This window comes from Rhizobacter sp. P2_D12 (assembly GCF_056404395.1).
Window position 1 is genome coordinate 20506 of record NZ_JBFUEB010000018.1, and the last position, 18481, is coordinate 38986.

17 protein-coding genes are annotated in these 18481 nt (G+C 69.0%); 6 read left to right on the plus strand and 11 right to left on the minus strand.

Annotated elements, in window-relative coordinates; all coding sequences use genetic code 11:
• Window positions 1-2: 2 nt before the first annotated feature.
• The 3 genes from AC1DYN_RS08440 to dtd are packed head-to-tail and all read left to right on the plus strand — an operon-like array spanning window position 3 to window position 1692.
• Window positions 3-362, plus strand: a complete 360-nt coding sequence (locus tag AC1DYN_RS08440; RefSeq protein WP_477958672.1) for a DUF5329 family protein — start codon at window positions 3-5, stop codon at window positions 360-362.
• The gene (locus AC1DYN_RS08445; protein ID WP_477958673.1) at window positions 362-1252 is read left to right on the plus strand and encodes a cation diffusion facilitator family transporter; all 891 of its coding nucleotides are present in this window, start codon (window positions 362-364) and stop codon (window positions 1250-1252) included. Before AC1DYN_RS08440 ends, AC1DYN_RS08445 begins: the two co-directional genes overlap by 1 nt.
• Window positions 1249-1692 carry a D-aminoacyl-tRNA deacylase gene (gene dtd / locus AC1DYN_RS08450; RefSeq protein WP_477958674.1) on the plus strand — a complete coding sequence of 148 codons (444 nt, stop codon included), beginning with the start codon at window positions 1249-1251 and terminating at the stop codon, window positions 1690-1692. The genes AC1DYN_RS08445 and dtd overlap by 4 nt, the downstream gene beginning before the upstream one ends.
• A 30-nt stretch (window positions 1693-1722) precedes the next feature.
• On the opposite strand, the gene AC1DYN_RS08455 is transcribed toward dtd, so the two are convergent.
• The 3 genes from AC1DYN_RS08455 to AC1DYN_RS08465 form a co-directional block, all read right to left on the minus strand.
• Complete coding sequence (locus AC1DYN_RS08455; protein ID WP_477958675.1) at window positions 1723-2694, minus strand: tripartite tricarboxylate transporter substrate-binding protein; 972 nt, start codon at window positions 2692-2694, stop codon at window positions 1723-1725.
• A 146-nt stretch (window positions 2695-2840) separates the two neighbouring features.
• Window positions 2841-5879: an FAD-binding and (Fe-S)-binding domain-containing protein gene (locus AC1DYN_RS08460; RefSeq protein ID WP_477958676.1), complete on the minus strand. Its 3039-nt coding sequence runs from the start codon at window positions 5877-5879 to the stop codon at window positions 2841-2843.
• Window positions 5876-6565 carry a GntR family transcriptional regulator gene (locus AC1DYN_RS08465; RefSeq protein WP_477958677.1) on the minus strand — a complete coding sequence of 230 codons (690 nt, stop codon included), beginning with the start codon at window positions 6563-6565 and terminating at the stop codon, window positions 5876-5878. The genes AC1DYN_RS08460 and AC1DYN_RS08465 overlap by 4 nt, the downstream gene beginning before the upstream one ends.
• Before the next feature lie 127 nt (window positions 6566-6692).
• Here AC1DYN_RS08465 and AC1DYN_RS08470 point away from each other — a divergent pair, with 127 nt between their 5' ends.
• The 3 genes from AC1DYN_RS08470 to AC1DYN_RS08480 are packed head-to-tail and all read left to right on the plus strand — an operon-like array spanning window position 6693 to window position 9981.
• Window positions 6693-7934 carry a pyridoxal-phosphate-dependent aminotransferase family protein gene (locus AC1DYN_RS08470; RefSeq protein ID WP_477958678.1) on the plus strand — a complete coding sequence of 414 codons (1242 nt, stop codon included), beginning with the start codon at window positions 6693-6695 and terminating at the stop codon, window positions 7932-7934.
• 43 nt (window positions 7935-7977) lie between these two features.
• Entirely contained in the window at window positions 7978-8955 is a 978-nt protein-coding gene (locus tag AC1DYN_RS08475) for a Bug family tripartite tricarboxylate transporter substrate binding protein (RefSeq protein WP_477958679.1), read from the plus strand.
• Window positions 8956-9009: 54 nt separating this feature from the next.
• Window positions 9010-9981 carry a Bug family tripartite tricarboxylate transporter substrate binding protein gene (locus tag AC1DYN_RS08480; protein WP_477958680.1) on the plus strand — a complete coding sequence of 324 codons (972 nt, stop codon included), beginning with the start codon at window positions 9010-9012 and terminating at the stop codon, window positions 9979-9981.
• On the opposite strand, the gene AC1DYN_RS08485 is transcribed toward AC1DYN_RS08480, so the two are convergent.
• From AC1DYN_RS08485 to AC1DYN_RS08520, 8 genes are read right to left on the minus strand one after another with little or no spacing between them, the layout of a single operon-like run.
• The gene (locus AC1DYN_RS08485; protein WP_477958681.1) at window positions 9978-11255 is read right to left on the minus strand and encodes a phenylacetate--CoA ligase family protein; all 1278 of its coding nucleotides are present in this window, start codon (window positions 11253-11255) and stop codon (window positions 9978-9980) included. The two genes, AC1DYN_RS08480 and AC1DYN_RS08485, sit on opposite strands and share 4 nt — an antisense overlap.
• Complete coding sequence (locus tag AC1DYN_RS08490) at window positions 11252-11545, minus strand: hypothetical protein (RefSeq protein ID WP_477958682.1); 294 nt, start codon at window positions 11543-11545, stop codon at window positions 11252-11254. Before AC1DYN_RS08490 ends, AC1DYN_RS08485 begins: the two co-directional genes overlap by 4 nt.
• 14 nt (window positions 11546-11559) lie before the next feature.
• A complete protein-coding gene (locus AC1DYN_RS08495; RefSeq protein ID WP_477958683.1) occupies window positions 11560-12381 on the minus strand; it encodes an ABC transporter ATP-binding protein in 822 nt (273 codons plus the stop codon).
• Between the two features lie 7 nt (window positions 12382-12388).
• Entirely contained in the window at window positions 12389-13723 is a 1335-nt protein-coding gene (locus tag AC1DYN_RS08500) for an ABC transporter substrate-binding protein (RefSeq protein WP_477958684.1), read from the minus strand.
• 33 nt (window positions 13724-13756) lie between these two features.
• Window positions 13757-14821, minus strand: a complete 1065-nt coding sequence (locus tag AC1DYN_RS08505) for a branched-chain amino acid ABC transporter permease (protein ID WP_477958685.1) — start codon at window positions 14819-14821, stop codon at window positions 13757-13759.
• Window positions 14822-14825: 4 nt separating this feature from the next.
• Window positions 14826-15755, minus strand: a complete 930-nt coding sequence (locus tag AC1DYN_RS08510) for a branched-chain amino acid ABC transporter permease (protein WP_477958686.1) — start codon at window positions 15753-15755, stop codon at window positions 14826-14828.
• On the minus strand, window positions 15755-16537 hold the full coding sequence (locus AC1DYN_RS08515) for an ABC transporter ATP-binding protein (RefSeq protein WP_477958687.1): 783 nt from the start codon (window positions 16535-16537) through the stop codon (window positions 15755-15757). The genes AC1DYN_RS08510 and AC1DYN_RS08515 overlap by 1 nt, the downstream gene beginning before the upstream one ends.
• A complete protein-coding gene (locus AC1DYN_RS08520) occupies window positions 16534-18480 on the minus strand; it encodes an AMP-dependent synthetase/ligase (RefSeq protein ID WP_477958688.1) in 1947 nt (648 codons plus the stop codon). The genes AC1DYN_RS08515 and AC1DYN_RS08520 overlap by 4 nt, the downstream gene beginning before the upstream one ends.
• Window position 18481 lies beyond the last annotated feature (1 nt).

Genomic DNA, 18481 nt, shown 5'->3' on the forward strand with positions numbered 1-18481 from the left:
GCATGCGCCGGCGCGAGCTGCTGTCCGTGCTGGCCGCTGCCGTGTTCGCGGTGCCGGCCGCGGCCGCGCCGTCCGCGGCCGAACGGGCGCGCATCGAGCGCCTGATCGCCTACGTGGCCGCGCAGAAGGACATCACGTTCGTGCGCAACGGCAGCGTCTACCCGGCGGCCGATGCGGCGAAGTTCCTGCGCGGCAAGTTCGACAAGATGGGCGAGCACGTCAATACCGCGCAGCAGTTCATCGACGAGATCGCGAGCCGCTCCAGCACCAGCGGCCAGCCGTACCAGATCCGCTTCGCCGATGGCCGCAGCGTGCCGGCGGCGCAGTTCCTCGGCGACGAACTCCGGCGCATGGACCGCTGATGGGCGTGCAGACGCTGCTGCGCCTGTCGGTGGTGGCCGCGCTCGCCACCATCGCGCTGAAGACGCTGGCGTGGTGGGTCACCGGCTYGGTCGGGCTGCTGTCCGACGCGATGGAATCGCTGGTCAACCTGGCCTCCGCGCTGTTCGCGCTGGTGATGGTCAACATTGCGCAGCGGCCGGCCGACGAGGACCACCCGTCGGGCCACACCAAGGCCGAGTACTTCTCCAGCGGCTTCGAGGGCCTGATGATCGTCGGCGCCGCCGTCAGCATCGTCTGGGCCGCGGCGCACCGCTTCGCGCAGCCGCAGCCGCTCGAGTCGCTGGGCTGGGGCCTGTCGCTGTCGGTGCTCAGCTCGGCGATCAACGGCCTGCTGGCGTGGCGGATGATGGCCGCGTCGCGCGAGCACCGCTCCATCGTGCTCGAGGCCGATGCGCGCCACCTGATGACCGACGTCTGGACCTCGGTCGGCGTCGTGGCCGGCCTGCTGCTGGTGCAACTGACCGGCTGGCTGTGGCTGGACCCCCTGCTGGCGATCGGCGTCGCGCTGAACATCCTGCGCGAAGGCGGGCACCTGGCGTGGCGCTCGATCGAGGGGCTGATGGACAGCGCGGTCGAACCCGAGATCCGCGCGCAGATCGACCGCACGCTGGCGCAATTCGATCACCACACGATCCGCTTCGACCACGTCGTGACGCGGCGCGCCGGGCAGCGGCGCTTCATCGACATGCACATGCACATGCCGGCCGACTGGACGCTCGGGCGCGCGGCGGCCCTGCGCGCCGACGTCGAGCAGGCGCTGATGAACGACGTGCCGGGGTTGCGCGCCTCGATCCAGCTGCTGCCGACCAATGTCGAGACCCAGGCCACCAACCCGGGGGCGGCGCCATGATCTCGGTCACGCAGCGGGTCGCGCAGGCGCGCGTGGAGGTCGGCGGGCAGGTGGTCGGTGCGATCGACGCCGGCCTGCTGGTGCTGGTGTGCGCCGAGCCGGGCGACACGCCGGCGATCGCCGACAGGCTGGTGGCGAAGCTGCTGAAGCTGCGCATCTTCAGCGACGAGCAGGGCAAGATGAACCGCAGCGTCACCGACATCGGTGGCGGGCTGCTGATCGTCAGCCAGTTCACGCTGGCGGCGGACACCTCAGGCGGGAATCGGCCGAGCTTCACCGCGGCCGCGCCGCCGGCGCTGGGGCGCGAGCTCTACGAGCGGGTGCTGGCGACGGCGAGGGCGCAGCACCCGAACGTCGCCAGCGGCGAGTTCGGGGCCGACATGAAGGTGCACCTGGTCAACGATGGCCCGGTGACCATCCCGATCACCTTGCGCGGTTGAACCAACCCGCAGGGGCATCCGGGCTGCGGATCAATCGGCGTATTGCCCTGCCGCCTTGATGATCGGGCCCCACTTGTTGATTTCCGCCTCGACGAACTTCTTGTGCTCGGCGCCGTTGACGCGCGCATCGGTCACGACGACCGCGCCCAGGCCCTCTTCGCGCTTGATGAAGTCATGGTCCTTCAGCGCAACCTTCAACGCCGCGTTGATCTTGTCGGTCACCGCCTTCGGCGTGCCCTTCGGCGCATACAGCGCGTGCCAGATGCTGACGTTGAAGCCCTTCAGGCCGGACTCGTCCAGCGTCGGCAGCTTCGACAGCGCCGGCGTCGTCAGGCGCTTGGTGCTGGTCACCGCGAAGGCCTTGACCTTGCCGCCCTCGATCTGGCTCGTCGTGTTGGTCGTCTGGTCGCACATCAGGTCGACCTGGCCGCCCAGCAGGTCGGTCATCGCCGGGCCGGTGCCCTTGTACGGCACGGTCGTCATGTCGACCTTCACCGTGCTCATGAACAGCAGGCCGCACAGGTGCGAGGCCGAACCCAGCCCGGCGTTCGCCAGGTTGATCTTGCCCTTGTTGGCGTCCATCCACTTGGTCAGCTCGGCGTAGTTGGTGGCCGGCAGCGCGGGCTTGCCGATTAGCGTCATCGGCACCTCGTTGATCATGCCGAGGTACTCGAAGTCCTCCAGCGTCTTGTACTGCATGTTGCGGTACAGCGCCGGCGAGGTGCTCATGCCGATGTGGTGCAGCAGCAGCGTGTAGCCGTCGTTGTTGGCCTTCGCGACCTTGGTCGCGCCCAGCGTGCCGCCTGCACCGCCGACGTTGTCGATGATGATGGCCTGGCCGCCCAGCGGCTTGCGCAGCGCCTCGGCCAGGTCGCGTGCCACCTTGTCGGTCGGGCCGCCGGCCGAGAAGGGCACCACGATGGTCACCGGCTTCTCGGGGTACTCGGCCAGTGCGGCGGTCGCCGTCAGCAGTGCGGCGCCAGCCAGCAGAAGTTTCTTCATGGTCGTGTTCCTTTCGAGCAAGCGTTTCTGAGAGAGAAGGCTCGAGCTTAAGGACGCGACAAGGCACCGGCATGGCGGAAACTACGTAACCCGGAGGCGCCGCAAGGCCATTGCCCTGCGGGGTTTCCCGAGGGGCTCGCTGCGGGTCAGGCCAGGTGGTCGGCGAGCACGCGTGCGACGTGCAGCGCCTCTCGGCCGGCGCCATCGGCGATCTGGTGCCGGCAGCTGGTGCCGTCGGCCACGATGATCGCGTCCGGCGCCTCGCGCACCGCCGGCAGCAGGCTCAGCTCGGCCATCTGCATCGACACCGCATGGTGGCTCGCCTCGTAGCCGAAGCTGCCGGCCATGCCGCAGCACGAACTCTCGATCAGCGACGGCTTCGCATCCGGGATCAGCTTCAGCACGTCCAGCACCGGCTGGATCGCGCCGAAGGCCTTCTGGTGGCAGTGGCCGTGCACGCGCATCGCCTGCGCCGCCGGTTTGAAGCGCGGCGCGAAGCGGCCGGCCGCCGCCTCGCGGGCCAGGAATTCCTCCAGCAGCAGCGCCTGGTCGGCCAGGACCTTCGCGTCCTCGCCCAGCCCCATCACCAGCATCTCGTCGCGCATCGTCAGCAGGCACGACGGCTCCAGCCCGACGATGGCGATGCCGCGCCGCGCGAACGGCAGCAGTGCGGCGAGCAGCTCGCGCGCCCGCGCCTTGGCCTCGTCCGGCATGCCGGCAGCCAGGTAGGTGCGGCCGCAGCACAGCGCGCGCCCCGGCCGGCTGGCCGCATGCACGCTGTAGCCGGCGGCCTGCAGCACGCGCACCGCGGCAGTCGCGTTCTCGCTCTCGAAGCTGCCGTTGAAGGTGTCGACGAACAGCACCACCGGCTTGTCCGCCTTCAGCACCTCGTCGCGCGTCGCGAGGCCGATGTGCGGCGCCGCGCGGCGGAAGGTGTCGCGGCGGAAGCGCGGCAGGCTGCGCCGGGCCGACAGCCCGAGCCAGCGCTCGGCCAGGCCCTTGGCGCCGGGCAGCGTCTCGCGCAGGTTGAACAGCCACGGCACCGCGCTCGCCAGCCGCGCATAGGCCGGCAGGTGCGCGACCAGCCGGTCCTTCAGCGTGTGGCCGTGCCGCGCCTTGTCGTGCGCGGTGAACTCGAGCTTCATCTTCGCCATGTCGACGCCGGTCGGGCAGTCGCGCTTGCAGCCCTTGCAGCCGACGCACAGGTCGAGCGCGTCGCGCACCGCCTCGCTCGCGAAGCCCTGGTCGCCAAGCTGGTTCGACAGCGCCAGGCGCAGCGTGTTGGCGCGTCCGCGCGTCAGGTGCTGCTCGTCGCGCGTGACGCGGTAGCTCGGGCACATCGTGCCGGCGTCGAACTTGCGGCAGTGCCCGTTGTTGTTGCACATCTCGACGGCCTTGGCGAAGCCGCCGGCCGCATCGCCGCCGGTGCCTGGCGCGGTGGTCGTCTCGGTGGCCGGGTCGTTCTGCACGTCCCAGGCCGACCAGTCGAACACCGGCTTCAGCGCGATCGTCCTGTAGCCGGGCGCGTAGCGGAAGAGCCGCGCATCGTCCATCTTCGGCGGATCGACGATCTTGCCCGGGTTCATCAGGTTGGCCGGGTCGAGATGCTGCTTGATCGCGCGGAAGGCCTGGTTCACCTTCGGCCCGAACTGCCATTCGATCCACTCGCCGCGGCACAGGCCGTCACCATGCTCGCCGCTGTAGGCACCCTTGAACTTGCGCACCAGCGCGCTGGCCTGCTCGGCGATGGCGCGCATCTTGGCCGCGCCGCCTTCGGGTCCGCCAACGCGCATGTCGAGGATGGGCCGCACGTGCAGCGTGCCGACCGACGCATGGGCATACCAGGTGCCGCGGCTGCCGTGCTGGCGGAACACCTGCGTCAGCGCCTCGGTGTACTCGGCCAGGTGCACCAGCGGCACCGCGCAGTCCTCGATGAAGCTGACCGGCTTGCCGTCGCCCTTCAGGCTCATCATGATGTTCAGGCCCGCCTTGCGCACCTCCCACAAGGCCTTCTGCGGCGCCTCGTCGCGCATCTCGACCACGCTGCCCGGCAGCTTCAGTTCGCCCATCAGGTCCACCAGCTGCGCCAGTTGCGCGAGCAGCGCGCCCTTGTCCTCGCCGCTGAACTCGACCAACAGGATCGCATCCGGCGCGCCGATCAGCGCCGCCTCGATGGTCGAGCGGAAGGCCGGGTTGGCGCGCGACAGCTCGATCATCGTGCGGTCGACCAGCTCGACGGCGCTCGGCCCCAGCTTGACGATGTGCTGCGCCGAATCCATCGCGGCGTAGAAGGTCGGGAAGTTGACGACCCCCAGCACCTTGTGGCGCGGCAGCGGGCAGAGCTTCAGCACCAGGCTGCGCGTGAAGGCCAGCGTGCCCTCGGCGCCGATCAGCAGGTGCGCCAGGTTGACGCTGCCGTCGGCGGTGTAGGGCCGCTCGCTCTGCGGATGGAAGATGTCGAGGTTGTAGCCGCCGACGCGGCGCATCACCTTGGGCCACAGCGCGTCGATCTCGTCGCGCTGCTCCAGCGCGAGCCGGCGCACGAAGTCGGCGATCGCGCGCTCCTTGGTGCCCAAGCCGTCCACGGGCCCGAAGCGCACGCTGCTGCCGTCGCTCAGCCAGGCCTCGGCCCCGAGCACGTTGTGCACCATGTTGCCGTAGGCGATGCTGCGCGAGCCGCAGGAGTTGTTGCCGGCCATGCCGCCCAGCGTGGCCTGCGCGCTGGTCGACACGTCGACCGGGTACCACAGGCCGTGCGGCTTCAGGAACGCGTTCAGGTGGTCGAGCACGATGCCCGGCTCGACCGTCACCGTCATCGCGTCCTTGTCGAAATCCAGCACCTGGCGGAAGTGCTTGCTGGTGTCGATGACCAGTGCTGCACCGGTGGTCTGCCCGCACTGCGAGGTGCCGCCGCCGCGCGGCAGCAGCGGGATCTTCATGTCGCGCGCGATGTCGATCGCGCTGGCGATGTCCTGCGCCGAGCGCGGCACGAACACGCCGACCGGCATCGCCTGGTAGATCGACGCATCGGTGGCGTAGCGGCCGCGCGAGGCGATGTCGAACAAGGTCTCGCCTTGCGTGTTCGCGGCGAGCCGCCGCGCCAGGTCGGTGGCTTCCGGCGTGCCGAACCGGCGCAGCGCGAGGCCGGCATCCCGCGCGGTCTGCGGCGACACCAGCGGCGTCATGCCTGCGCCCCCGCGCCGCCCAGCTCGCCATTCGCCATCAGCTCGAGCACGTCGTCGCGCTTGTTCAGCAGGTGGCGCGACAGCAGGTCGCGCAGGCCCGCCGCGTCGCGCGTGGCCAGCAGCCCGATCATCTGCTCGTGCTCGCCCATCGCGCGCGCCCAACGGGCCTCGTCGCCGTTGGAGCGGAAGCGCAGCGCCTGCAGCCGCGCGTTGACGCTGCGGTAGGTCTGCGCCAGCACCGGGTTGCGCGCCGCCGCATTGATGTGGTTGTGGATCACCGCGTTGATGCTGTAGTAGGTGGGCAGGTCGCGCCGCGTGTAGGCGGCCAGCATTTCGTAGTGCAGGGCCCGCACCTCGGCCAGCTCGGCGTCGGTGATGCGCTGCGCGGCGAGTTCGCCCGACAGGCCTTCCAGCCCGGCGATCAGCTCGAAGGTGTCGGCGATGTCCTGCGCCGACAGCTGGCGCGCCACCGCGCCGCGGTTCGGCAGCAATTCCACCAGCCCCTCCGAGGCCAGCATCTTGATCGCCTCGCGCAACGGTGTTCGCGACACCTCCAGCTGCTCGCACAGCGCCCGCTCGTTGAGCTTGCTGCCAGGCTTGATGTGGTTCTCCACGATCAGTTGGCGCAAGCGCGTGAACACCTGCTGGTGCAGGACCTGGCGGGGAATGGAAATGATGTCTGCCATGGCGAGCGATCTACTTTGTATTCATTTTCTGCAGGAGCTTTGTGACGATCATACGGATGAAGCCGCCATTGACAAATGAATTTTGTATGCAAAACTCCGTCCGTCAGGACTTTGTGGAGGGCTCTCCATGATCGCGCTAGACCAGCATCCCAGCGGCCGTCATTTCCTGCAGATCCCCGGGCCGAGCCCGGTGCCGGATCGCATCCTGCGGGCCATGAGCCTGCCGACCATCGACCACCGCGGGCCCGAATTCGGCGGCCTCGGGCTGAAGGTGCTGGCGGGGATGCAGCAGGTGTTCCAGACCCGCCACCCGGTCGTCATCTACCCGGCGTCCGGCACCGGCGCATGGGAGGCGGCGCTCGCCAACGTGCTGAGCCCGGGCGACGCGGTGCTGATGTACGAGACCGGCCACTTCGCGAGCCTGTGGCAGAAGATGGCGCTGCGCCTGGGCCTGAAACCCGAGTTCCTCGCGCTGCCGGGCATCGACCCGCTGACCGAGCTGCCCAACAGCTGGCGCCACGGCGTGCAGGCCGACCTGATCGAGAAGCGGCTGCGCGAGGACGGCAGCCACCAGATCAAGGCCGTGTGCGTGGTGCACAACGAGACGTCGACCGGCGTCACGTCCGACATCGCCGCGGTGCGCCGCGCGATCGATGCGGCCAAGCACCCGGCGCTGTTGCTGGTCGACACCATCTCGGGCCTGGCCAGCGCCGACTACCGGCATGACGAGTGGGGCGTCGACGTCACCGTCAGCGGGTCGCAGAAGGGCCTGATGCTGCCGCCGGGCATCAGCTTCAACGCGGTCTCGCCCAAGGCCATCGAGGCCAGCAAGAAATCGATGCTGCCCAAGGCCTTCTGGGCCTGGGACGAGATCATCGAGATGAACAAGACCGGCTACTGGCCCTACACGCCGAACACCAACCTGCTGTACGGCCTGAGCGAGGCGCTGGACATGCTCCTCGAGCAAGGCTTGCCGACGATCTTCGCGCGGCACCGGCGCTGGGGCGAGGCGGTGCGCAGCGCGGTGCGCGCGTGGGGGCTGCCGATCCAGTGCGCCGATGCGTCGGTGTATTCGCCGGTGCTGACCGGCGTCATCACGCCGGCCGGCGTCGATGCCGACGCGATGCGCAAGCTGATCCACCAGCGCTTCGACCTGTCGCTGGGCACCGGCCTCGGCCGGGTCAAGGGCCGCATGTTCCGCATCGGCCACCTGGGCGACTGCAACGACCTGACGCTGATGGCCGCGCTGTCCGGCGTCGAGATGGGATTGAAGCTGTCGGGTATCGTCACCGCCGGCAGCGGCGTGCAAGCTGCGATGGACTACTTCTCTTCGCACCCGCAAAGTCCGGCGCTGCAAGCCGCAGCCTGACGGCACCGACTTCCGCATTCCCACAACAGTCAGGAGGTTCCGCATGCAACGTCGTTCCCTTCTCCAGGCGGCGGCCGGTACGGTCGCCACGCTGGGCGCACCCAGGTTGTTCGCGCAGGGATTGCCCTCGGGCCCGATCCGCATCATCGTCGGCTTCCCGCCGGGCGGCGGCACCGATGCGTTGGCGCGCGTGCTGGGCCAGAAGCTGGGCGTGATGTGGAACCAGCAGGTCATCGTTGAGAACAAGGCCGGCGTGGCCGGCGTGCTGGCGGCCGACTACGTGGCGCAGCAGCCGAGCGACGGCAGCACGCTGCTGATGGCGCACATCAACAGCCATGCGCTCGCGCCCAGCCTGCAGCCCAAGCTCAACTACAACGTCGAGCGCGACTTCGTGCCCATCATGCTGGTGGGCGTGACGCCCAACCTGCTGATCGCCAACCCGCAGCAGCCGGCGCAGACGGTGAAGGACATCGTCGCGCTGTGCAAGGCCAAGCCGGGCCAGATCAGCTTCGGCTCGGCCGGTTCGGGCTCGGCGCAGCACCTGGCACTGGAGCTGTTCAAGCTGCGCGCCAAGGTCGATGCGCTGCACATCCCGTACAAGGGCAGTGCGCCGGCCATCACCGACCTGATCGGCGGGCAGATCAACTACTGCTTCGAGACCATGACCGCCGCGACGCCGCACGTGAAGGGCGGCAAGGTGCTGGCGATCGCGCAGACGCGGACGAAACGGGCCAAGGGCCACCCGAGCGTGCCGACGATGGCCGAGTCGGGCTTCCCGGATTTCGACGCCACCACCTGGTACGGCCTGGTCGGGCCGGGCAAGCTGCCCAAGGGCCTGGCGCAGAAGATCAACGAGGACGCAAACAAGGTGATGGCGATGCCCGACGTGCAGGAGCGCCTGGACAGCTACGGCGCCGAGGACGGCGGCGGGTCGGCGGACAAGTTCACGGCCTTCATCCACAGCGAGATCGCCAAGTGGGCCAAGGTGGTAAAAGAGGGCAACGTCAAGGCGGATACCTGATTCGGCCAACCGGGATCCGCGCTGTGCAGTCGATGGCAGCCAAGGGGTCCCGGCATGCAACGTCGTCTTCTTCTGCAGGCTGCTTCCGGCAGCGTTGCCGTGGTGGGGGTGCCGCGCGCGTTCGCGCAGGCGATGCCGTCGGGGCCGATCCGCATCGTCGTCGGCTTCCCGCGCGGCGGCGGCACCGATGCGCTGGCGCGGGTGCTGGCCGAGCGGCTCGAGCCGCTGTGGGGCCGGCAGGTCGTCATCGACAACAAGCCCGGCGTGGCCGGCGTGCTGGCGGCCAGCCATGTCGCGCAGCAGCCGGGCGACGGCCGCACGCTGCTGATGGCGCACATCAACAGCCACGCGCTCGCGCCGTTGCTGCAACCGCGCCTGACCTATGACGTCGAACGCGACTTCACCCCCGTCGTGCTGGTCGGCGTCACGCCCAACATGCTGGCCGGCAGCGTGCAGCAGCCGGTGCGCACGCTCGACGACCTGGTGGCGTTGTGCCAGGCCCGGCCGGGCCGGGTCAGTTTCGGTTCGTCGGGGGCCGGTTCGGTGCAGCACCTGTCGCTGGAGATGTTCAAGCTGCGCGCCAGGATCGATCTGCTGCACATCCCGTACAAGGGCAGCGCGCCGGTGCTCGCCGACGTGGTCAACGGGCTGGTCGACTGCTGCCTGGTGTCGATGACGGCGGTGACGCCTTTCGTCAAGAGCGGCAAGCTGGTCGCGATCGCGCAGACGCGCCCGGTGCGCGCCAAGGCCTATCCGGGCGTGCCGACGATGGCGGAGCAGGGCTTCCCGGGCTTCGACGCCAGCGTGTGGTACGGGCTGGTCGGCCCGGCCCGGCTGCCCAGGGGCCTGGTGCAGAAGATCAACGACGACGTCAACCTGGTCCTCGCCATGCCGGGCGTGCAGCGCAGGCTCGACGGCTACGGTGCCGAGGACGGTGGCGGCACGCCCGAGAAGTTCGGCGCGTTCATGCGCGCCGAGCTTGCGAAGTGGACCAGGGTGGTCAAGGACAGCGGCCTGAAACCTTAGTCGAATTTGCGGATGTCCTCGATCACCCGCCCGTCGTTGGGCAGGCTGCCGGGCGCGCACAGCGTCACCTCGCCGCGCAGCTTGGTGACGTCGCGGATCGCGTCACGGATCGCATCAGAGAGGCGCGCCGCCAGTTCCGGCGCCGCGGCGGCCGCCTCCACGTGCAGGGTCATGCGGTCGTTCGCCATCTCGCCGCTGACCACCAGCCGGCCTCGCATGACCTCGGGAAAGCGCCGCAGCACCTCGGCCACCTGGGACGGGTGCACGAACATGCCGCGCACCTTGGCGGTCTGGTCCGCGCGGCCCATCCAGCCCTTGATGCGCGTGTTGGTGCGGCCGGTGGGGCAGCTGCCGGGCAGCACCGCCGACAGGTCGCCGGTGCCGAAGCGGATCAGCGGGTAGTCCGGGTTCAGCGTGGTGACGACCAGCTCGCCGACCTCGCCCGCCGGCACCGGGTCGCCGGTGCCCGGGCGCACGATCTCGACGATGACGCCTTCGTCCAGCACCAGGCCTTCGCGCGCGGCGGTCTCGTAGGCGATCAGCCCGAGGTCGGCCGTCGCATAGCACTGGTAGCCATCGATGCCGTGGCCGCGCAGCCAGTCGCGCAGCGCGGGCGGGAAGGCCTCGCCGCTGACCAGCGCCTTGCGCACCGAGCCGAGCGCGATGCCGCCTTCCAATGCCTTGTCGAGCAGGATCTTCAGGAAGCTGGGCGTGCCGACGTAGCCGTGCGGCTTCAGCTCGCGCATCGCCTGCAGCTGCAGCTCGGTGTTGCCGATGCCGCCGGGGAACACGGTGCAGCCGAGTGCCAGCGCCCCGCCTTCCATCATCGAACCGGCCGGCGTCAGGTGGTAGCTGAAGCTGTTGTGCACCAGCTCGCCGGCGCGAAAGCCCGCCGCATGCAGTGCGCGCGCGGCGCGCCAGTAGTCGGGCGCCGCGCCCTCGGGTTCGTAGATCGGCCCTGGCGACTGGAACACGCGGCGCGCGCCCTGCGGCCGGCGCAGGCCGTTCCAGCCGATCGCCGAGAAGCCGCCGAACACGTCGTGCGCGCGTTCGGCCTGCTGGCGCTCCAGCAACTGGTGCTTGCGCGTGACCGGCAGCGCCGCGAGCGCGGCGCGCGTCGTCACGCTGCGCGCATCGACGTCCTTCAGCAGTGCGCCGAAGGCGGTCGCGTGCGCCTGCGCATGCGCCACCTGGGCCGGCAGCGCGGCCAGCAGCGCGCGCTCGCGCTCGGCGGCATCGCGCGTTTCCAGCGCATCGAAAAAGGCGGCCGTCATTCGTCGTCCGCCCAGCGTGCGAGCCGCTTGCGCAGCTCGTCGGTGAACTTGCGCACGTCGGCGCCGCTCTTCAGCACCTGCGTGTCCCAGTCGGGCGCGCTGAGCGGCCGGCGCGCGAGGCGCGCGGTGATGGCCGCCGCATCGCCGGCCAGCTCGACCACCGGCTTGCCCTTCCACTCGAAGCGCGTGCCGCGCTCGGCCAGCGGCTTCAGGTCGCGCAACTGGCGCTTCAGCGTCACCAGGGCCTCCTCGGCCTTGAAGGGCGGCAGCGCAAAGAAATCGTCGGCCATCGTGTCCTCTCCTGTCAGCTCAACCAGCGCTTGCGGCGCTTGTAGCTCTTCACGTCGCGGAAGCTCTTGCGCGCCACGTCGTCCTTGGCGCCGCCGGTGCCGAGGTAGAACTCCTTGACGTCCTCGTTCTGCGCCAGCGCGCCGGCGGCCCCGTCCATCACCACGCGCCCGTTCTCGAGGATGTAGCCATGGTCGGCATAGCGCAGCGCCATCGCGGTGTTCTGCTCGGCGAGCAGGAAGGTCACGCGCTCGCGCGCGTTCAGGTCCTTCACGATCTCGAACACCTCCTCGACGATCTGCGGCGCCAGGCCCATCGACGGTTCGTCCAGCAGCACCATCTTCGGGTCGGCCATCAGCGCGCGGCCGATCGCGCACATCTGCTGCTCGCCGCCCGAGGTGTAGGCGGCCTGCGAGCCGCGCCGCGTCTTCAGCCGAGGGAAGTAGCCGTAGACCTTCTCCAACGTCTGCGCCACCGCGGCCTTGCCGTCGCGCCGCGTGTAGGCGCCCGTCATCAGGTTCTCCTCGATCGTCAGGTGCGCGAAGCAGTGCCGGCCTTCCATCACCTGCACCACGCCGCGGTTCACCATCTCGGCGGTGGACAGCGCCTCGATGCGCTCGCCGCGCAGCGCGATGCTGCCCTTGGTGACCGCGCCGCGCTCGCCCGCCAGCAGGTTGCTGACGGCGCGCAGCGTGGTGGTCTTGCCGGCGCCGTTGCCGCCCAGCAGCGCGACGATGCCGCCCTCGGGCACCTGCAGCGAGACCCCTTTCAACACCAGGATCACGTGGTGGTAGATCACCTCGATCCCGTTGACGTCGAGCAAGACCGGTGCACTCATCGCCGCCTCACGACTGGCAGTCTTCCGGCGTGCGGCGCGTCAGCTTCTTGTCGCTCGCGTACTTGTCCGCCGCCGCCTTGACCATCGGCTTGATGATCTGCTCGTCGGCCTGGTACCAGTCGGACGAGAAGTTCCACTTGCTGCCGTCCCAGGTGTGCACGCGCGTCCAGGTGGTGCCCATGTGGTCCAGGCACGAGGTGCTGACCGGCCGCATCACGCCGGCAAAGCCCAGCGCGTCGAGCTTCTTCTGGTCCAGCGACAGGTTCTCCAGGCCCCAGCGCACCTGCTCGCCGGTCATCACCTTGCCGCGGCCGTAGCGTTCCTGGGCGCGCCGCACCGCCTCGACGCCGAGCATCTGGATGATCAGCCCGCGCGTGTACAGCACCGAACCGACCTCGTCCTTCGGGCCCGAGCCCTGGCCCTTGTCGTGCACGTACTTCAGGATGTCCTGGATCACCTTGGGTTGCTGGCCCGAGGTGTTCAGCGCCAGCGCGTTGTAGCCCTTGGCCGCGTCGCCGACGTCCTTCACGTCGGGCTCGGCGCCGGCCCACCAGACGCCGTACATCTTCTCGCGCGGGTAGCCGGTGGCAATGGCCTCCTTCAGCGCGGTCGAGTTCATCACGCCCCAGCCCCACAGCAGCACGTAGTCGGGGCGCTGCTGGCGCACCTGCAGCCAGGCCGATTTCTGCTCGACGCCGGGGGCGGTGACGGGGATCTTGCTCAGCTCGAAGCCGTGCGTCTTCGCGCGTTCTTCGAGCAGCGGGATCGGCTCCTTGCCGAACGGCGAGTCGTGGTAGACGAGGGCGATCTTCTTGCCCTTGAGCTTGTCGAGCCCGCCTTCCTTCTTGCCGATGTGCTGGATCAGGATGTCGGCGGCCGTCCAGTACGAGCCCATCAGCGGGAAGTTCCACTTGAACACGCCCCCGTCCTGCGACGCGGCCAGGCCGTAGCCCAGCGTGATCAGCGGGATCTTGTCGTTGGGCACCTTGTCGGTCAGCGCGAAGGTGATGCCGGTGGCCTGCGGGTCGATCAGCGCGGCGCCGGCGCGGCCCTTCAGCCGCTCGTAGCATTCGACGCCGCGGTCGGTCGCGTAGCCGGTCTCGCATTCCTCGAACGTCAGCTTGACGCCGTTGATGCCGCCGTCGCGCGCGTTGATCATCTTGATGTAGTCCTGCTTGCCGTTGGCCCACGGCGTGCCGTTGGGCGCGTAGGCCCCGGTGCGGTAGACGAGCAGCGGGAAGAACTGCTCCTTGGCCTGCGCCAGCGCCGCGGGCGCGGCGAGCAGGCCGCTCCAACCCACCGCGGCGATCGCGGCAACCTGTGCGAACGACTTGAACTTCATGTCTGTCTCCGTTGGTGGTCTTTGAGGGCGTGGTCAGTGAGGGAAGGGCCACAGCCGCAGCTTCTCGCGCGCGGTGGACCACAGCCGCGCGAGCCCGTGCGGCTCGACGATCAGGAAGAACACGATCAGCGCGCCGAAGATCATCGATTCGAGGTGCGACGCGAGCGCGGTGGACAGCGGGATGCCGAACCACATCGGCACCTGGTTCAGCAGCAGCGGCAGCAGGATGATGAAGGCAGCGCCGATGAAGCTGCCGCTGATCGAGCCGAGCCCGCCGATGATCACCATGAACAGCAGCTGGAACGAGCGGTCGATGTTGAAGGCCGCCGGCTCCCAGGCGCCGAGGTGGACGAAGCCCCACAGCGCGCCGGCCACACCGACGATGAACGAGCTGACCGCGAAGGCGGTGAGCTTGGCGTACATCGGGCGGATGCCGATCACCGCGGCGGCGACGTCCATGTCGCGCATCGCCATCCATTCGCGGCCGATGCTCGAACGCACCAGGTTCTTCGCCAGCAGCGCGAACACGCAGACGAAGCCCAGGCACAGCAGGTAGCGCGACACCGGCGACTCGACCGGCAGGCCCATCACGTTCAGCCCGGAGACGCTGACCGAGCCGGACGACGAGTTGTTGGTGAACCACGAGATGCGCAGGAAGGCCCAGTCGGTGAAGAACTGCGCGGCCAGCGTCGCGACCGCCAGGTACAGGCCCTTGATGCGCAGCGACGGGATGCCGAACAGCACGCCCACCGCAGTCGCGCACAGGCCGCCGAGCAAGAGCGACGCGATCAGCGGCATGCCGGGGATGCGCACCTGGAAGTTGTAGGCCGCGTAGGCGCCCACCGCCATGAAGGCGCCGGTGCCGAGCGAGATCTGGCCGCAGTAGCCGACCAGGATGTTCAGGCCCAGCGCAGCCAGCGACAGGATCAGGAACGGGATCAGGATGGCGCGGAACAGGTACTCGGGCGCCGCGAGCGGCAGCACGATGAAGGCGATGGCCAGCAGGCCCAGCATCGCGACGCGGTCCTGCAGGACCGGGAAGATCTGCTGGTCGGCGCGGTAGCTGGTCTTGAACTGGCCGTTCTCTCTGTACAGCATGGTGTCAGACCCGGTCGATGATCTTCTCGCCGAAGAGGCCTTGCGGCCGCACCAGCAGGAACACGAGCGCCAGCACGTAGGCGAACCAGATCTCGATGCCGCCGCCGAGCATCGGCCCGAGGTAGATCTCGGACAGCTTCTCGCCGACGCCGATGATCAGCCCGCCGAGGATCGCGCCGGGGATCGAGGTGAGCCCGCCGAGGATCACCACCGGCAGCGCCTTCAGCGCCACCAGCGACAGCGAGAACTGCACGCCCAGCTTGCTGCCCCAGATGATCCCGGCCACCAGCGCGACGATGCCGGCCACCGACCACACGATGACCCAGATGCGGTCGAGCGGGATGCCGATCGACTGTGCCGCCTGGTGGTCGTCGGCCACCGCCCGCAGCGCGCGGCCGGTGGAGGTCTTCTGGAAGAACAGCGCCAGCAGCGCGACCAGCGTCGCGGCGACGACGGCGGCCACCAGGTCCTCCTGGCTGATCAGAACCCCGCCCTCGAAGCTGCCCTGCAGCACCAGCAGCGGCTCCTTCGGCATGCCGACGTCGATCTTGTAGATGTCGTTGCCGAACAGCGTCTGGCCCAGGCCGTCGAGGAAGTAGGCGATGCCCAGCGTGGCCATCAGCAGCGTGATGCCTTCCTGGTTGACCAGGCGCGACAGGCACAGCCGCTCGATCAGCCACGCCACCACCACCATCACCGCCGCCGCGGCGACGAAGGCCAGCACGTTGGCCAGCAGCTTGCTGTCGAAGTGGAACCACAGCGGGAACCATTCCGAGAAGCGCGCCATCGCGAGCGCCGCGAACAGCACCATCGCGCCCTGCGCGAAGTTGAAGACGCCCGAGGCCTTGTAGATCAGCACGAAGCCGAGCGCGATCAGCGAATACAGCATGCCCGCCATCAGGCCGCCGAACAGGGTTTCGAGGAAGAAGCCCATCAGTGCTGCACTCCGAGGTAGGCGCGGATCACGTCGGGGTTGTCGCGCACCTCGCCGGGCGTGCCGTCGCCGATCTTCTTGCCGTAGTCGAGCACGACGACCCGGTCGCTGATGTCCATCACCACCCCCATGTCGTGCTCGATCAGCACGATGGTCGTGCCGAACTCGTCGTTGACGTCCAGGATGAAGCGGCTCATGTCCTGCTTCTCCTCGACGTTCATGCCGGCCATCGGCTCGTCCAGCAGCAGCACCTGCGGCTCCATCGCGAGTGCGCGGCCCAGGTCGACGCGCTTCTGCAGGCCGTACGGCATCTTGCCGACCGGCGTCTTGCGCCAGGGCTGGATCTCCAGGAAATCGATGATGCGTTCGACCACGCGGCGGTGCTCGATCTCCTCGCGCTCGGCCGGGCCGATGCGCAGCGCCTGCAGCAGCAGGTTGCTCTTCATGCGCAGGTTGCGGCCGGTCATGATGTTGTCGAGCACGCTCATGCCCTTGAACAGCGCCAGGTTCTGGAAGGTGCGCGCCACGCCCATCTCGGCCACCTGGCGCGAGTTCATGTGGCGGAAGGTGCGCCCGCGCAGCGAGATCGAGCCCTGCTGCGGCTGGTAGACGCCGTTGATGCAGTTCAGCATCGAGCTCTTGCCGGCCCCGTTGGGGCCGATGATGGCGCGGATCTCGTGCTCGCGCAGGTCGAAGCTGATGTCGGTCAGCGCCTTCACGCCGCCGAACGACAGGCTGATGTTCTTCACGTCGAGGATGACGTCGCCGATTTCCCTGCTCATGCGGCGCTCCGCACCGGCGAGAAGGTCCTGGCATCGGCGATGCGCAGGTCGGCCGAGACGACGCCGCTGCGTCCGTCCTCGAACTTGACGGCGGTCTCGATGAACTGCGACGCGCGGCCGTCGTACAGCGCGTCCACCAGCACCTGGTAGCGCTCGCCGATGAAGCCGCGCCGCACCTTGCGCGTGCGCGTCAGCTCGCCGTCGTCGGCATCGAGCTCCTTGTGCAGCACCAGGAAGCGCGTGACCTGGCTGCCGGCCAGCTTGTCGTCGGCGGCGAGGTCGGCGTTGACCTTCTCGACGCAGTCTCGCACCAGTTCGTACACCTCGGGCTTCTGCGCCAGGTCGGCGTAGCCGGCATACGGCAGGTTGCGCCGCTCGGCCCAGTTGCCCACCGCTTCCATGTCGATGTTGACGAAGGCGCAGACCTTCTCGCGCCGGTCGCCGAAGGCCACGGCCTCCTTGATGTACGGAAAGAACTTCAGCTTGTTCTCGACGTACTTGGGCGCGAACATCGCGCCGTCGTTGGCGCCGCCCATCAGCCGGCCGACGTCCTTCGCGCGGTCGATGATCTTCAGGTGGCCCTGCGCGTCCAGGAAGCCGGCGTCGCCGGTGCGGTACCAGCCGTCGGTCGACAGCACCTCGGCGGTGGCGGCCGCATTCTTGAAATAGCACTTGAGCAGGCCGGCCGAGCGCACCTGCACCTCGCCGTCGTGGCCGACGCGGATCTCGACGCCGTCGATCGGGATGCCCACGGTGTCGGAGCGCGCCTGGTGGTCGGGTTGCAGGCAGACGAACACGGCGGTCTCGGTGGAGCCGTACAACTGCTTCAGGTTGATGCCGATGGAGCGGTAGAAGCTGAACAGGTCGGGCCCGATCGCCTCGCCGGCGGTGTAGGCAACGCGCACGCGCGAGAAGCCGAGCGTGTTGCGCAGCGGGCCGTAGACCAGCAGGTTGCCGAGTGCCCAGGCGATGCGGTCGGCCAGGCCGAGCCGCTGGCCGTCCATGCGCGCCGGGCCGACGCGGCGCGCCAGCGCCATGCAGCGCTGGAACAGCCAGCGCTTGGGCGCGCTCGCGTCTTCCATGCGGATCATCACGCTGGTCAGCAGCGCCTCGAAGACGCGCGGCGGCGCGAAGTAGTAGGTGGGACCGACCTCCTTCAGGTCGATGCTGACGGTGGCCGGCGACTCGGGGCAGTTCACGACGTAGCCGCAGGCCAGCCACTGCGCGTACGAGAACACGTTCTGCCCGATCCAGGCCGGCGGCAGGTAGGCCAGCACCTCTTCGGCATGCGTCAGCTTGTCGAAGCGGGCGCCGGCGCGGGCGCGATCGATCAGGCTCGCATGCGTGTGCACGACGCCCTTCGGGTGGCCGGTGGTGCCGGAGGTGAAGAACATCGCGGCGACATCGTCGGGCCGGTTGTGCTGCACCTGGGTGTCGACATGGGTCGGGTGGCTGCCGTTGAAGAGACGGCCGGCTTCGACCAGCGCATCCAGTGGCGCGAGGCCGGGTTCGCTGTAGTGGCGCAGGCCGCGCGGGTCATCGAACCAGATGTGCTGCAGCCCCGGGCATTGCGCGCGGATCTCCAGCAGCTTGTCGACCTGCTCCTGGTCTTCGACCACCGCGAAGGCGACCGAGGCGTTGGTGATGGGGAACACGAACTCGGCGGCGACGGCATCCTGGTACAGCGGCACCGGGATCGCGCCCAGCGACTGCGCCGCCAGCATCGAGGCATAGAGCCGCGGCCGGTTCTCGCCGACGACGATGACGTGCTGGCCGCGCTGCAGCCCGGCCTGCGCCAGGCCGCCGGCGAGCTCGCGCACCAGCGTGGCCAGCTGCGACCAGCTCAGCGTCTGCCAGATGCCGAACTCCTTTTCGCGCAAGGCCGGGGCGTCCGGCCGCTGCGCGGCGTGGTCCAGCATCAGGCGGGGAAACGTCGTCTGCACC